General features: G+C 72.4%; 13 protein-coding genes. 9 read left to right on the forward strand and 4 right to left on the reverse strand.

The annotated features are described in order from the left end of the window. Positions 1-70: 70 nt before the first annotated feature. Complete coding sequence (locus N542_RS0115355; protein ID WP_231482691.1) at positions 71-1,042, reverse strand: UbiA family prenyltransferase; 972 nt, start codon at positions 1,040-1,042, stop codon at positions 71-73. A gap of 199 nt (positions 1,043-1,241) precedes the next feature. Here N542_RS0115355 and N542_RS0115360 point away from each other — a divergent pair, with 199 nt between their 5' ends. Both N542_RS0115360 and N542_RS0115365 read left to right on the forward strand, forming a co-directional pair. Continuing rightward, a complete protein-coding gene (locus tag N542_RS0115360) occupies positions 1,242-1,727 on the forward strand; it encodes a CarD family transcriptional regulator (protein WP_028644683.1) in 486 nt (161 codons plus the stop codon). A gap of 81 nt (positions 1,728-1,808) precedes the next feature. After that, positions 1,809-2,396 carry a 2-C-methyl-D-erythritol 4-phosphate cytidylyltransferase gene (locus N542_RS0115365; protein ID WP_028644684.1) on the forward strand — a complete coding sequence of 196 codons (588 nt, stop codon included), beginning with the start codon at positions 1,809-1,811 and terminating at the stop codon, positions 2,394-2,396. On the opposite strand, the gene N542_RS0115370 is transcribed toward N542_RS0115365, so the two are convergent. Continuing rightward, positions 2,353-3,024, reverse strand: coding sequence for an IspD/TarI family cytidylyltransferase (locus N542_RS0115370; RefSeq protein WP_028644685.1), 672 nt, complete (start codon positions 3,022-3,024; stop codon positions 2,353-2,355). The two genes, N542_RS0115365 and N542_RS0115370, sit on opposite strands and share 44 nt — an antisense overlap. 97 nt (positions 3,025-3,121) lie before the next feature. On the opposite strand from N542_RS0115370, the gene nirD reads away from it, so the two are divergent. Continuing rightward, positions 3,122-3,487 carry a nitrite reductase small subunit NirD gene (nirD, locus tag N542_RS0115375; RefSeq protein WP_028644686.1) on the forward strand — a complete coding sequence of 122 codons (366 nt, stop codon included), beginning with the start codon at positions 3,122-3,124 and terminating at the stop codon, positions 3,485-3,487. Between the two features lie 402 nt (positions 3,488-3,889). Here the strand turns inward: nirD and ispF are convergent, their stop codons facing one another. Then, a complete protein-coding gene (ispF, locus tag N542_RS0115380; protein WP_028644687.1) occupies positions 3,890-4,363 on the reverse strand; it encodes a 2-C-methyl-D-erythritol 2,4-cyclodiphosphate synthase in 474 nt (157 codons plus the stop codon). A gap of 32 nt (positions 4,364-4,395) precedes the next feature. Between ispF and N542_RS0115385 the strand changes: the two genes are divergently transcribed. From N542_RS0115385 to N542_RS0115410, 6 genes are all read left to right on the forward strand, one after another. Further along, the gene (locus N542_RS0115385; RefSeq protein WP_028644688.1) at positions 4,396-5,991 is read left to right on the forward strand and encodes a molybdopterin-dependent oxidoreductase; all 1,596 of its coding nucleotides are present in this window, start codon (positions 4,396-4,398) and stop codon (positions 5,989-5,991) included. Further along, positions 5,984-6,718 (forward strand): SDR family NAD(P)-dependent oxidoreductase, encoded by a 735-nt coding sequence (locus N542_RS0115390; RefSeq protein WP_028644689.1) that lies wholly within the window; start codon positions 5,984-5,986, stop codon positions 6,716-6,718. Before N542_RS0115385 ends, N542_RS0115390 begins: the two co-directional genes overlap by 8 nt. Positions 6,719-6,772: 54 nt before the next feature. After that, positions 6,773-8,185 (forward strand): cysteine--tRNA ligase, encoded by a 1,413-nt coding sequence (gene cysS / locus N542_RS0115395; protein WP_028644690.1) that lies wholly within the window; start codon positions 6,773-6,775, stop codon positions 8,183-8,185. After that, entirely contained in the window at positions 8,185-9,135 is a 951-nt protein-coding gene (rlmB, locus tag N542_RS0115400; protein WP_028644691.1) for a 23S rRNA (guanosine(2251)-2'-O)-methyltransferase RlmB, read from the forward strand. The genes cysS and rlmB overlap by 1 nt, the downstream gene beginning before the upstream one ends. Before the next feature lie 11 nt (positions 9,136-9,146). Continuing rightward, complete coding sequence (locus N542_RS25095) at positions 9,147-10,655, forward strand: metallophosphoesterase (protein WP_155993129.1); 1,509 nt, start codon at positions 9,147-9,149, stop codon at positions 10,653-10,655. A 140-nt stretch (positions 10,656-10,795) separates the two neighbouring features. Continuing rightward, positions 10,796-12,952, forward strand: a complete 2,157-nt coding sequence (locus tag N542_RS0115410) for an ATP-binding protein (protein WP_028644692.1) — start codon at positions 10,796-10,798, stop codon at positions 12,950-12,952. Here the strand turns inward: N542_RS0115410 and N542_RS0115415 are convergent. Continuing rightward, positions 12,949-14,169 (reverse strand): DUF4032 domain-containing protein, encoded by a 1,221-nt coding sequence (locus N542_RS0115415; RefSeq protein ID WP_028644693.1) that lies wholly within the window; start codon positions 14,167-14,169, stop codon positions 12,949-12,951. The genes N542_RS0115410 and N542_RS0115415 overlap by 4 nt on opposite strands. Positions 14,170-14,208 lie beyond the last annotated feature (39 nt).

Below are 14,208 nucleotides of genomic sequence, written 5' to 3' on the forward strand. Positions count from 1 at the left end.
GGGCCTTCACGTGTGGCGACGACGGGTGCGAGACCAGCCTAGCGGTCCGCCCGGGTGGGTTCAGAGGCCCCTACTGACTGAGTCCGACGGCGTTTCCGACCAGCAGCAGCCCGACCAGCACGAGCCCGGTCCAGGCCAGCGAGACGACCAGCAGCCGGGTCGCGCCGATCTTGAGCGCCACCCGCAGCGGCAGGTGGCGTACGCCGTCCTCGTGGTCGGCCACGAGCCCCGGCAGCGCGCACAGGAAGTGCACGCCCACGCCGAGCAGGGCCGCGAGCACGACCATCGCCACCTGGGGCGGGTCGCCGTCGGCCTGACCGCCCCAGCCGCCGTACGAGAGGAAGGCCGGGAGCAGCGCGTACGACGCCGCCCAGGTCACCCACGAGAGCCAGCCCCGGCGCAGGACGACGTTGCCCAGCAGGCCGATCCCGACGGAGGCGAGGTAGAGGCAGCCGGCCGTCACGCCGTTCGAGATCGCCAGCGGCACCAGCAGCAGCACCGCGCAGCCGGCCGCGAACCAGGCGGTGCCCGGGTCGAGGTAGCCGTCGGCGATCGGCTTGCCGCTGGGCAGGCGCTGCGCATCGCGGCTGCGGTCGACGAGGTCGTTGCACCAGCCGAGCAGGATCTGACCGACCAGGACCGTCGCCAGCATCAGGCCGACCTCGCGGCTCGGCCGGCCCGCGAGCGCGGCGGCCACCGCCATGGCCAGGGCGGTGATGACCGCCTGGCGCGGGTGCGCGGCGCGCAGCAGCAGGACCGGCGTGGTCTGCGCGAGCGTACGGCGCCGCTCCCGGCCGCTCGGGGGAGCGGCGGGCGCCTGCGTGGGCGGCTTGTCGCCCGGCTTGTCGGCCGGCTTGTCGACCACCGTGCCGGGCGGCTTCGCGGCCACCTTCTCCGGCGCCGTCTCGCGCGGCTCCCCGGACATCTTCTCGGGGCCCTTCTCGGGCACCTTCTCGGGCACCGTCGTGGTGGCCGTGGCGGCGGTCCCGGAGGGCAGCTCCGCGACCGGTTCCGGCTTCCGTCGGCGCAGGTGGGGCGACATACCCCGCAGTATCGACCAGCGGCCGCCCGGGTATGCCTGATCCGGGCCCCGGAGTGTCCGGGAGGCCGTTCGCAGGGGGCCCGCCACCACACCGATTCCGGTCTGTCAAGCCCCGATTGTGCCCCTGACCTGCGCAAACGATGCTGGGCTCTCACCGATGGCGTGTTAGAATCTTCACCTAGGAAGGGGTACTTCACATATGACTTTCACCGTCGGCGAAACGGTTGTTTACCCGAATCACGGGGCCGCCATCATCGAGGACATCGAGATGCGGACCATCAAGGGAGAGGACCGGGAGTACCTCGTACTCCGGATCGTCGCCCAGCAGGACCTGGTCGTCCGAGTGCCCGCCTGCAACCTCGACCTGGTCGGGGTGCGCGACGTCGTCGACAAGGCCGGTCTCGACCGGGTGTTCGACATCCTCCGGGCCGCCCACGTCGAGGAGCCGACCAACTGGTCGCGGCGCTACAAGGCCAACCTCGAGAAGCTGCACAGCGGTGACGTGATGAAGGTGTCGGAGGTCGTGCGCGACCTGTGGCGCCGGGAGCGGGACCGCGGTCTGTCGGCCGGCGAGAAGCGGATGCTCGCCAAGGCCCGCCAGATCCTGGTGTCGGAGCTCGCGCTCGCGGAGCACACCAACGAGGACAAGGCCGAGGCGCTGCTCGACGAGGTACTCGCCTCCTGAGTCAGCCTCACAGCTTCGAAGGCCCCCGGAGAGATCCGGGGGCCTTCGTGCGTCTGCGGCACGTCGCCTAGGGTCGCAACCGTGTACGACGACGAGGAGCTGCCCCCCGCTCTCGGTGCCGTGCTCGACGACGACCGCGGCCACCTGCCGTACGCGCTGATCCACGGCGAGTCCCTCGTCGCCGCGGCCGCCTGGGCGCTGGGCGAGGCCGGCGTGACCCCGGTCGACCTCGGCACGACGTGGGAGGGGCTGGCCGACGCGGACGAGCCGTTCGTGCTCCACGACCCGCTGTGCCCGATGACCCCGCCGGCGTTCATCGCCGAGTGCGTCGCGCGGGCCGTCGAGCGGGGGTGCGTGGTGGTCGGCGTACGCCCGGTGACCGACACCGTGAAGGTCGTGACCGACGGGGTCGTCGGCGACACCGTGGAGCGCACCGGGCTCGTGGCCGTCGCCTCGCCCGTGGTCCTCCCGGCGAGCGTGGTGGCCGCCCTGGGCGGGCTGCCGAGCACGGACTTCGTCGCCCTGGTCGCCGAGCTGCGACGGCGCTACCCGGTCGAGCTCGTGGAGGCGCCGCCGTACGCGCGCCGGGTCGGCTCGGTCGACGACCTGCGGGTGCTGGAGGCGCTCACGTCAGGCGCAACGCCAGGTCCAGGTCCTCGGGGAACGTGATCTTGAGGTTGGTCGGACTGCTCGGCACCGCCGCCACGGGCAGGGCGGAGTAGCGCGCCCAGCACGCGGCGGTGTCGGTGACCTCGAAGCCCTCGGTGGTCGCTGCCGTGTAGGCGGCGAGCAGCTCGACGGCCCGGAAGGCCTGCGGCGTCTGGACCCCGTCGAGCTCGGCCGGGAGCTCCCGGCCGTCGCGCGCCAGCAGCCCGGGCAGTCGTACGCCGGGGATGGCGCCACCGTGCTGGCGAGCGGCCTCGATCGTGGCGGTGAAGAGATCCCGCCCCGCCAGGGGACGCGCACCGTCGTGGATCGCCACCACGTCCACCTCGCCGCGCTCGATCTCCGGGGCGAGCGCGCGCAGCGCCGCCCACTCCGACGCGTGCCGCGTCGAGCCGCCGTCGACCAGGCTGATCTCGGCGGCTCCCAGGTGCGGCTGCAGGGCGGCGGCCACCGCGTCGTGCTCACCGGGACGCACCACCACGAGGACCCGCCGTACGTCGCCGAGCGCCGTCGCGTCGCGCACCGACCAGGCCAGGACCGGGCGGTCGCCGAGAGGCAGCAGCACCTTGTTGGAGCCGGCCCCGACGCGTGAGCCGGTCCCGGCGGCGAGGATCACGACGGCGGCGGGCACCCGCAGAGTCTAGGGAGTGTTTTCACGGCTGTTACACGGCGAAACAGGTGCTTGACGCGCCGCACCTACGTTCGTGACACCAGGAAGGGGCACTCGGATGACGCCTGCGGCACACCAGCGTGCGGAGGAGTGGCAGCCCGTGTGCCGCATCGTCGAGCTCGCCGTCGAGCGCGGTGCGACCGCGCTCGTGCACGGCCAGGCGATCGCGATCTTCCGCACCCAGGACGACCACGTCTACGCACTCGGCAACCACGACCCCTTCGCCAAGGCGTCGGTGCTGGCCAAGGGCATCGTCGGGACCCGCGAGGGCGTGCCGTTCGTCGCCTCTCCCTCGCACAAGCATGCCTTCGACCTGCGCAGCGGACGCTGCCTCGACGACACCCACGTCTCCGTCCCGGCGTACGACGTGCGCGTGGTCGAGGGCGTCGTCCTGGTCGGCCACCGCAAGGTCGACGCCGCCTGACGCAGCCGCACCTGAGGTCGTGGCACCCGCTGGTCGAGCAGTGAGCGCTAGCGAGCGTCGTCGAGACCCCCGCACTCGACGGCGTACGCGGGTTTCGGGGGTTTCGAGACGGGCCTGGCGGCCCTCCTCAACCACCGGGGTTTCCGGTGGTCGAGCAGCGAGCGCTAGCGAGCGTCGTCGAGACCCCGGCACTCGGCGGCGTACGCGGGTTTCGGGGGTTTCGAGACGGGCCTGGCGGCCCTCCTCAACCACCGGGGTTTCCGGTGGTCGAGCAGCGAGCGCTAGCGAGCGTCGTCGAGACCCCGGCACTCGGCGGCGTACGTGGGTTGCGGGGGTTTCGAGACGGGCCTGGCGGCCCTCCTCGACCACCGGTGCGGCCGGGGCTCTCCGACACCCGAGGGGTCAGTAGACGAGTGCGGTGGCGATCGCTGCGACACCCTCGCCGCGGCCGGTGAGGCCGAGGCCGTCAGTGGTGGTCGCGGAGATGGAGACCGGCGCGCCGATCGCTGCGGACAGGGCGGCCTGGGCCTCGGCGCGGCGCGGGCCGAGCCGCGGCCGGTTGCCGATGACCTGCACGGCGACGTTGCCGATCTCGAGGCCCGCGGCCCGCACCCGGGCGGCGGTCTCGGTCAGCAGAGCCGCTCCGGACGCGCCGGCCCACTGCGGCTCCGCCGTACCGAAGTTCGAGCCGAGGTCGCCCAGGCCGGCCGCGGAGAGCAGTGCGTCGCACGCCGCATGGGCCGCGACGTCGGCGTCGGAGTGTCCCTCGAGACCCTGCGGTTCGTCGGGCCAGGAGAGGCCCGCGAGGTGGAGAGGTACGCCGTCGACGAGCCGGTGCACATCGGTGCCGATGCCGACTCGGGGGAGGTGGTCCACACGGAGATCATGCCTGAGACAGAATCAACGCTGTGAGGACATCGCGCGGCAGCTGGTCGGTGGCCGGCCTGGTCGCGGGTCTTGCCGGTCTGGTGACGAGCTACTGCGTCGCGATGGTGATGACCACGCGGGACTCGCCGGTCACCGCGGTCGCGTCGCTGGTGACCCGACTGACGCCGGGTCCCGTCGTCGAGCGCGCGATCAAGCTCCTCGGACACCACGACAAGCAGTTCCTGCTGCTGGTGATCCTGGTGCTCTCCGGGGTCGTCTTCGCGTGGGCCGGCCGGCTGGCCCGTCGGTCGTGGTGGGCGCCGGCGATCGTCTTCGGCGTGCTCGGCATCGTCGGCGCGGTGGCGGTCGGGCGGCAGCACGGGTCGGGGACCATCGACGTCCTGCCGATCGGGGTCGGCGTCGCGACCTGGCTGGTCTGCTTGTCGCTGCTGACCGAGCCGCTGCGCCGGCAGGAGCTCGCGCTCGCCCACGCCGGCGAGGCACCTGCTGCCGACGCGCCAGCCGCAGGGCCGTCGCCCCAGCCCCGACCGGCCGACCACACCCGTCGTACCTTCCTGCTGCGCGCGGGCGCGATGGTCGCCGGGGCCACCGTGCTGGGCACCGTCGGACGGGTCGTCGGTCGCAGCCGCCGCCACGTCGAGGAGGCGCGGCGACTGCTGCGGCTGCCGGGCGTCACGGCACCGGAGGGCGTCGCCGGCAGCCGGATCGGCCTGGCCGGCCTGACCCCGTGGGCGACCCCGGCGAGCAGGTTCTACCGGATCGACACGGCCTTCGTGGTGCCCACGATCGAGCCGACCGACTGGCAGCTGCGCATCCACGGGATGGTCGACCGCGAGGTGGTGCTGAACTACCAGCAGCTGATCGACCGGCAGATCACCGAGGCCTGGGTGACCATCAACTGCGTCTCCAACCCCGTCGGCGGCGACCTCATCGGCAACGCCTGGTGGAGTGGCGTGCGCATCGCCGACCTGCTCGCCCTGGCCGGCGTGCAGCCGGGGGCGGACGCCGTGCTGCAGACCTCCGAGGACGGCTGGACGTGCGGTACGCCGCTGACCGCGCTCACCGACGAGCGCGACGCGATGCTGGCTGTCGCGATGAACGGCCGGCCGCTGCCGATCGAGCACGGCTTCCCGGTGCGCACCATCGTCCCCGGGCTGTACGGCTACGTCTCCGCCTGCAAGTGGGTGGTGGAGATGGAGGTGACCCGGTTCGCTGACATCGAGGCGTACTGGACCGGCAAGGGCTGGTCGGAGCGCGGCCCGGTCAAGATGTCGTCGCGCATCGACGTCCCGGGCAAGGGCGGCGGCGAGGTGCTCGCCTCGGGCGGACGCGTGGGTGGCATGGCCTGGTCGCAGCACACCGGCATCAAGGCCGTCGAGATCTCGATCGACGACGGACCGTGGGAGGCCGCCGCGATCGGCCAGGTGCCGAGCGTCGACACCTGGGTGCAGTGGGCCGCGACGATCGACGTCGAGCCGGGCGAGCACACCCTCGCCGTGCGCGCGATCGACACCGCCGGCGTGGTGCAGACCGGCCAGGAGCAGGACACCCTGCCCGACGGCGCGACCGGGTGGGACACGACGAGCTTCACCGCGACGGAGGCCACGGATGACTGACTTCGCCGGACGGGACGGTGTGGCGCTGGTCGTCGGCGGCAGCGGTGGCATCGGCGCCGCGATCACCGACCTGCTCCGGGAGCGGGGAGCCACGGTAGCCGTCACGCACCGGAGCAACCCGGTCGCGGGGTCCCTCGAGCTCGACCTGGGGGCGTCGACGGCCGCGACCGACGCGGCTCGGGTCGTCGCCGAGGTCGTCGCGTCGGCCGGCGGGCTGCACACGCTCGTCTACGCGGCGGGGCCGCACGTCCCGATGGCCCACCTCTCCGGCGTCGACCCGGTCGCGATGGCGGCCCAGCTCACCGCGGACGCGGCGGGCTTCTTCGCGGTCGTCGCACCGGCGCTCCCGCACCTGCGCGCCAGCGAGGGCTCGATCGTCGCGGTGACGACGGCGGCCACCACCCGCTTCCCGGTGCGCGACGGGCTGTCGTCGGCGCCGAAGGCGGCGGTCGAGGCCATGGTGCGCGCGCTCGCGGCCGAGGAGGGGCGGTACGGCGTACGGGTCAACGCCGTGGGTCCCGGCATGCTCACCGACGGGATGGCGGCCCGGCTGATCGGGTCCGGGGAGCTGTCCGAGGAGGCGCTCGCGGTCATCCGCCGCAACATCCCGCTGCGTCGTTTCGGCACCGCCCGCGACGTCGCGGAGGCGGTCTGCTTCCTGGCCTCCGACCGGGCGGGGTTCGTGTCCGGCCAGAAGCTGGACGTGGACGGCGGATACGGCGTCTGAGGCACTCCCCGCGACGATGCGAGAGCGCCGCCCCGACATCTCTAGACTGGGCCGGTGACCTTCAGGCTCTACGACACCGCGACGCGCGAAGTCCGTGACTTCGTCCCCCTCGAGGAGGGGAAGGCCGGCATCTACCTGTGCGGCCTCACGGTGCAGTCGGAGCCGCACGTCGGCCACGTGCGATCGGGCGTCAACTTCGACGTGCTGCAGCGCTGGCTGGCCCACCTGGGCTACGCCGTGACGTTCATCCGCAACGTCACCGACATCGACGACAAGATCCTCACCAAGGCCGCCGACCAGGGCCGGCCCTGGTACAACCTCGCCTACGAGATGCACCGCGAGCTCGACAAGGCGTACGCCGCGCTCAACGTCGCGCCGCCGACGTACGAGCCCAGCGCCACCGGGCACGTCCCGGAGATGGTCGAGCTGATCGCCACCCTGATCGAGCGAGGTCACGCGTACGCCGCCGCCGACGGCTCGGGCGACGTCTACTTCGACGTGCGGTCCTGGCCGTCGTACGGCGAGCTGACCCACCAGCGGATCGACGACATGGAGGCGGCCGAGGACGCCGACCCCCGCGGCAAGCGGGACCCGCGAGACTTCGCGCTGTGGAAGGGCCGCAAGGACTCCGAGCCGCAGACCGCGTCCTGGCCGAGCCCGTGGGGCCGCGGCCGTCCCGGCTGGCACATCGAGTGCTCCGCGATGGCGGAGAAGTACCTCGGTGCGGCGTTCGACATCCACGGCGGCGGCGTCGACCTGCGCTTCCCCCACCACGAGAACGAGCAGGCCCAGTCGCGCGCGGCCGGCCACCCGTTCGCGTCGTACTGGATGCACAACGCCTGGATCACCACCGCCGGCGAGAAGATGAGCAAGTCGCTCGGCAACACGCTGTCGATCCCGTCGGTGCTGCAGCAGGTCCGCGGGATCGAGCTCAGGTTCTACATGGTGGCGGCGCACTACCGCAGCCACGTCGAGTTCAGCTTCGAGGCGCTCCAGGAGGCCGCGGTCGGCTTCCGCCGGATCGAGAACTTCCTCGAGCGCGCCAACACCCCGGGCGCCGTCGACGTCGACCTGCCCGCCGCCTTCGTCGACGCGATGAACGACGACCTCGGGACCCCCGCGGCCGTCGCCGTCATCCACGACACCGTGCGCGAGGGCAACCGCGTGCTGGCGGCGGGCGACGACACGGCGGCCCGGGCCGCACGGGTCCAGGTCGTCGCGATGCTCGACGTGCTCGGCCTCAACCCGGCCGACCCCGCGTGGGGGCCGACCGCCAGCGACGACCAGCAGCTCACCGACGCCGTGGACGTGCTCGTCCGCGGGCTCCTCGACCAACGCGCACAGGCGCGCGCGAACAAGGACTTCGCCGCCGCCGACATGATCCGCGACCAGATCAAGGCCGCCGGCATCGCGATCACGGACACCCCCGACGGCCCGACGTGGTCACTGGAAGCAGGCACGAAGTAATGGCAGGGAACAGTCAGCGCAAGGGCGCTATCAAGAAGACCGGCAAGGGCAACCCGACCGCCGGCTCCGGCGGCCGCGTCAAGCGCGGGCTGGAGGGCCGCGGCCCGACGCCGAAGGCCAAGGACCGCGAGTACCACAAGGCGTACAAGGCCGCGAACAAGGTCGACAAGTCCGCCGCCGCGCGGCCGAAGAAGCGGCGCACCGGCAGCACCGACGCCGAGTGGATCGCCGGTCGCAACTCCGTCGTCGAGGCGCTGCGCGAGGGCGTGCCGGTCAACGGCGTGTACGTCGCGGAGGGCGTCGAGCGCGACGGTCGGGTGCGCGAGGCGTTCGCGCTGGCCGCGGACCGGGGCATCAGCCTGCTCGAGGTGACCCGCAACGAGCTCGACCGGATGACCTCCGGTGCGGTGCACCAAGGCCTCGCCGCGCGGATCCCGTCGTACGAGTACGCCCACGCCGACGACCTCCTCGACGCGGCCGCCGCCAACGGCGAGCCGCCCCTGATCGTGGTGCTCGACTCGGTCACCGACCCCCGCAACCTCGGCGCGATCGTCCGCAGCGCGGCCGGCTTCGGCGCCCACGGCGTGGTCATCCCCGAGCGGCGCGCGGCCGGCATGACCGCGTCGGCGTGGAAGACCAGCGCCGGTGCGGCCGCCCGCATCCCGGTCGCCCAGACCGTCAACCTGGTGCGCCAGCTCAAGGCCTACCAGGACGCGGGCTGCATGGTGATCGGCCTCGCGGCAGACGGGGACGTCAGCCTGCCCGAGCTCGACCTGGCCGACGGCCCGCTCGTGGTCGTCGTCGGCTCGGAGGGTGGCGGCCTCGGCCGCCTGGTCGCCGAGACCTGCGACCAGCTGGTCTCGATCCCGATGGCCAACCAGCTCGAGTCCCTCAACGCGGGAGTCGCGGCGTCGGTGGTCCTCTACGCCATCTCCGAGGCCCGCCGCTGACGGTGCCGGTCGTGGCGCGACGCGCAGTCACGGCCCTGGCGTACGCCGGGGCCTGGTTGGCGTGCTCGCTCGCGGTCACGGCCGTGCTCTTCTTCTCGAGCAGCCGGGCCGTCGAGCTGGCCAGCCACGACGCGGTCGTGCGGCCGACCATGACGGGGTCGGCGGTCCTGCAGACCGGTCCGGTGCTGCCCGACGTACGCATCAAGGGCACCGGTCGGATCGGCGTGAACATCCGGCTCGACAAGACCGACGCGGCCTCCACCGACGAGCTGGTCCGGCGCTACGGCTACATCGCCGGGCAGCCCGACGGTCAGATCGCCAAGGTGACCGACGCTGTCGCCGACATGCTCGGCGACGCCGCCCTGCGCGGGGCGGTGGTCGGGCTCGTGCCGATCGCCGTGTGGCTGCTGGTCGGGCGAGCCCGCCGGCGCGAGATCGCCTCCCGGCTCGGACCGCCGCAGCTGGTCATCGCGCTGAGTGTCGTGGTGGTGCTCGGCATCAGCCTGTGGCAGCCCTGGACGACCGACGCCGAGCGCATCGCCGACGACGAGGACTGGGTGTCGCTGCAGGACTTCCTCGGTCCGCAGGTGCCGCTGCCCGGCGGGCTCGAGGACGTCGAGGTGCGCGGCGACGTGACGACCGCCCAGACCCGGCGGCTGATCGAGAGTGCCGTCGACACCTACGACAAGAGCAAGGTCTTCTACGCGAGCGTGGCCACGGAGGCGGCGACCCTCGACCTGCGCCAGCCCGAGGAGGGCGACACCGTCGTCGCCTTCGTCTCCGACCGGCACGACAACATCGGAATGGACCCCGTCGCACGGGCGATCGCCGACGCGGCCGGGGCGCACGCGGTGTACGACGGCGGGGACGACACCTCGTCGGGCAAGAGCTGGGAGGCGTTCTCCCTCGACTCGGTGTCCGAGGCGTTCGACGGCTTCGACCGGTGGGGGGTCGCGGGCAACCACGACCAGGGCAGCTTCGTGCACGACTACCTGGGTGACCACGGGTGGAAGATGCTCGACGGTGAGGTCATCGAGGGTCCGGGCGGCACCACGCTGCTCGGTGTCGACGACCCCCGCTCGAGCGGGCTCGGCTCGTGGCGCGACGAGACCGGGCTGAGCTTCGCCGAGGTGGAGCAGCGCATCGCCGACGCCGCCTGCGACAGCGACACCCGGGTCACCACGATCCTGGTCCACGACACCAACCTGGGCCGCACCGCACTGGCCCGCGGCTGCGTCGACCTCGTGCTGGGCGGCCACGTGCACGTGCGGTCCGGCCCGGACCGGGTGGACGGGCCGGACGGCCAGGTGGGCTACAGCTACACGACGGGTACGACGGGCGGGGCGGCGTACGCCATCGCGATCGGCAGCAAGCCGCGACGCGACGCCGACGTCAGCCTGGTGACCTACCGCGACGGTCGGCCGGCAGGCATCCAGTGGGTGACCGTCCAGCCCAACGGGGTCTTCGAGGTGGGCATCTACGAGGCGCTGACCTTCCCGGAGGCGGCGCCGGCGGGCTGACCGCCGCCGTCCCTGACCAGACCACCGGGTTCGGGCACCGTCAGAACGGGTAAGAGACAGGCACGCGCTTCGGCGTCGCCACCGGGACCAGCCGCAGCTGGGATGTCTCGACGGAAGGTACGACCTACCGAGAGATCTCCATGCCGCACACCCGTACCCCCGCGTCGACCGTCCGGGTCATCCTCCTGCTGGGCGCCGTCGCCGTCATCGGCTTCTGCGCGGTGGAGGGCTCCGGACCAGACGTCGCGGGCGACCTCTGGCCGGTCGGACTGCTGACCGGTGTGCTCTGTGTGGCCTCGGCCGGGGCCCGTCCGCTGGTCGTGGCGAGCGCCGTCGCGCTCGCGGTCGCGACGATGTGGGCCGGTGGGCGGCCGTCGGACGTCGCCCTCGGGCTGGCCACCGGCGCGGTCGCCGGCTCCTGGGTGGTCTGGCGGCTGGCCTGCGGTCCGAGGGGCGATCGGACGAGCCTGGTGACCGATCGCGACTTCACCCGCTTCCTGCTCTCGACGATGGCCGGAGCCGGGGTCGCCGGGCTGGTCGCCTCGACCACGTCCGCCGTGACCGGCTGGAACTCTCCTGCTCTCGTCGGGCTGGCGACCGCCCTGGCCCACCTCGCCGCCCAGCTCGTCGTCCTCCCCTTCTTCCTGCGGATGCAGGAACGCCCGACCGTCGCTCCGTCGATCGAGGTCGTGGCGCTGTGGGGCACCACGGCGCTGGTGACCGGGCTCGTCTTCGCGTCGAGCAGCGTGCCGGCCCTGGTGTTCCTGGTGATCCCGGTCCTCGTCTGGGGTGCCATGCGGGTGGCGCCCCGCCAGGCCCTCTGGCAGGTGGCGGCCGTGTCGGCAGTGGCCATCACGATGACGATGCTCGGGTTCGGACGGTTCGCCAGCAGTGGCGGTGACCTCGGGTTGCGCGGCTACGAGCCCACTCTCTTCGCGGAGCTCTTCGTGGTCGCCTGCGTGCTCGCCGTCGTACCTCTCCTGCTGAACGTCGGTCAGCGGGTCGACAGCGCGCGCGACGCGGCGGCCGCGGACGACAACCTGCGCCAGGTCATGGAGAGCGCCCTGGCGGTCGCGATCATCGGCACCGATCCCGAGGGCCGGATCACCTTCTTCAGCCCCGGAGCCCAACGACTGCTGGGATATGAGCCCGGCGAGGTCCTCGGCGGGTCGGTGCGGATGTTCTTCGACCCCGCCGAGATCACCGCCCAGGCCGCGGACCTCGGCGTCGAGGACGACTTCGGCTCGGTGATGCAGCACTTCCTCGAGCTTCCCCGCTACGGCCCGGGCCGTGACCTCGTCTACCGCCGCAGGGACGGGCAGCCACGGACCCACTCCACCAGCGTCGTGAAGCGCACGGACGGACGCGGCGAGGTCAGCGGCTACGTGATCACCTCCGACGACGTCACCGAGCGGGTGCGGGCGCAGGAGTGCCTGGTCGAGGCGCTGGAGGTCGAGCGACGCGCGGTCGACCGGCTGCACCAGGTCGACCAGATCAAGGACGACCTGATCTCGACGGTCAGCCACGAGCTGCGTACGCCGATCACCAGCATCGTCGGCTACCTCGAGCTCTTCGAGGACGGAGCGTACGGCGTCGTCAGCGCCCGCCAGGTCCAGGCGCTCGAGCGCGTCACCGCCAACAGCGGTCGACTGCTCACCCTGATCGACAAGCTGCTGACGCTGTCCCAGATCCAGGAGGACGGGAGCGAGGTCGTCGACGAGACCATGGACCTGCGTGCCGTCGTCCAGGCGGGGTACGACGTGGCCGCCACCGAGTCGAGGACGCGCGGCCTCGACGTGCTGCTCGAGCTGCCGAGCGAGCCGGTCGCCTACCTGGGCGACGGCGAGATGCTCGAGCGGGTCGTGGTCAACCTGGTCGACAACGCCATCAAGTTCACGCCGCACGGCGGCCTGGTCGGGGTCGGTCTCTCCGCCACCGCGGACGAGGCCGTGATCGTCGTGACCGACACCGGGATCGGGATCCCGCACGAGGAGCAGGGTCTGCTCTTCACGCGGTTCTTCCGGTCCTCGCTGGCGAAGCGGGAGGAGATCGCCGGCAGCGGTCTGGGCCTGTCGATCGCCCGTGCCGTGGTCGAGATGCACGGCGGCACCCTGCAGGTGGAGTCGAGCCCCGGGGCCGGGACGACGTTCGAGGCGCGGCTGCCGCGTCGCCAGGTCGGTCACGTGGGACCGCCGGCCGTGCCGCAGCCGCACGGCGAGTCGGTGCCCCGGCTCCGGCTGGTCGCCGGCGGACGGCACCCCGGCGTCGGCGTACGCCCGGCCTCCGCGCGTCGCTAGAGGGCGTCCGGGGCCTGGTCGGCGGTCATGACCTCGTCCGGCTTCTGGGCCAGCACCGTCTCCATGTAGTCGCGTGCCGTCTCGAGGAGGTCGACGGCGTGGCCGGCGCGCTCGGAGAGGTACCACCGGTGGACCAGGATCTCGTGGAAGACCTCGGCCGGCTCGAGCTTGCCGCGTGCCTCGGCCGGGATCATCGCGACGATCGGGTCGTAGGTCTGGTTGAGCCACTTGGCCGCGACCAGGGACCGGTCCTCGCGTCCGAGGTCGAAGTGGGCGGTGAACGACGCGATGTCGTTGAGCATCCGCCGGGCCTGGGCGTCCTCGACGTGCAGCCCGGTCAGCGCCTGCAGCTCGCGCTGGTGGTGACCGAGCTCGACGACCTTCGGCTGGATCCGGATCTTCTCGCCGTCCCAGTCGGTGACGATGTCGAGCTCGTCGACGTCGAAGCCCAGGTTGTTGAGCCGCTCGACGCGCTGCTCGATGCGCCACATCTCGTGGGTCGCGAACTCCTCGGCGGCGGTCAGCTCGGCCCAGAGCGCGTCGTACCTGTCGCGGAGCATCTCGACGATGTCGAGCGCCTGCACCTCGTGGTCGAGCGACTCGCTGGCCTGGAGGTCGAGCAGCTCGGCGAAGACGTTCTCGCTGGCGACTGTGATGTCGTGCTCGCGCAACCGGTCCGACAGCGTGGACTTGAGCTCGCCGGTCTCGGCGTCGACGAGGTACGCCGCGAAGCCGCCCGCGCTGCGCCGGAAGAGCACGTTGGAGAGCGACACGTCGCCCCAGTAGAAGTCCGCGAGGTGCAGCCGCACCAGCAGCACCACCATCGCGTCGACGAGTGACGGCAGGTTGTCGGCGGTCAGGCCGTGGGAGAAGAGGCTGCGGTAGGGCAGCGAGAACTGCAGGTGCTGGGTCAGCAGCGCCGCCGGCAGCTCCTCGCCGTGCTCGTCGACCCGGCCGGTCACCACGCCCTGGGCCACCACGGCCGGCAGGCCGATCCGCTGCAGGTCGCGCAGCAGCCGGTACTCGCGGAACGCGATCGGCTCCTGGGTCTCCTTCACGGCGTACGTGTTGCCGCCCAGCCGGATGATCCGCACCACGTGCCGCGACAGGCCGCGGGGGAGCGGGACGACGTGCTCGGTCCACTCCTCGAGCGGCGTCGACCACGGGAGCCCGAGCAGGGCCGGGTCCGGCCGGTTCGCCACGATGCGGAGCGCCATGCGGCTCAGGCTAGTCGCTCAGCCGGGCGCGGGGTTCCT

Source organism: Nocardioides sp. URHA0020, assembly GCF_000620705.1.
Lineage (GTDB): Bacteria > Actinomycetota > Actinomycetes > Propionibacteriales > Nocardioidaceae > Nocardioides.

Coding starts and splice junctions, on each gene's coding strand:
- N542_RS0115355 (WP_231482691.1), bottom strand. CDS start 1,042: ATGTCGCCCCACCTGCGCCGACGGAAGCCGGAACCGGTCGCGGAGCTG.
- N542_RS0115360 (WP_028644683.1), top strand. CDS start 1,242: ATGACTTTCACCGTCGGCGAAACGGTTGTTTACCCGAATCACGGGGCC.
- nirD (WP_028644686.1), top strand. CDS start 3,122: ATGACGCCTGCGGCACACCAGCGTGCGGAGGAGTGGCAGCCCGTGTGC.
- N542_RS0115390 (WP_028644689.1), top strand. CDS start 5,984: ATGACTGACTTCGCCGGACGGGACGGTGTGGCGCTGGTCGTCGGCGGC.
- rlmB (WP_028644691.1), top strand. CDS start 8,185: ATGGCAGGGAACAGTCAGCGCAAGGGCGCTATCAAGAAGACCGGCAAG.
- N542_RS0115410 (WP_028644692.1), top strand. CDS start 10,796: ATGCCGCACACCCGTACCCCCGCGTCGACCGTCCGGGTCATCCTCCTG.
- N542_RS0115415 (WP_028644693.1), bottom strand. CDS start 14,169: ATGGCGCTCCGCATCGTGGCGAACCGGCCGGACCCGGCCCTGCTCGGG.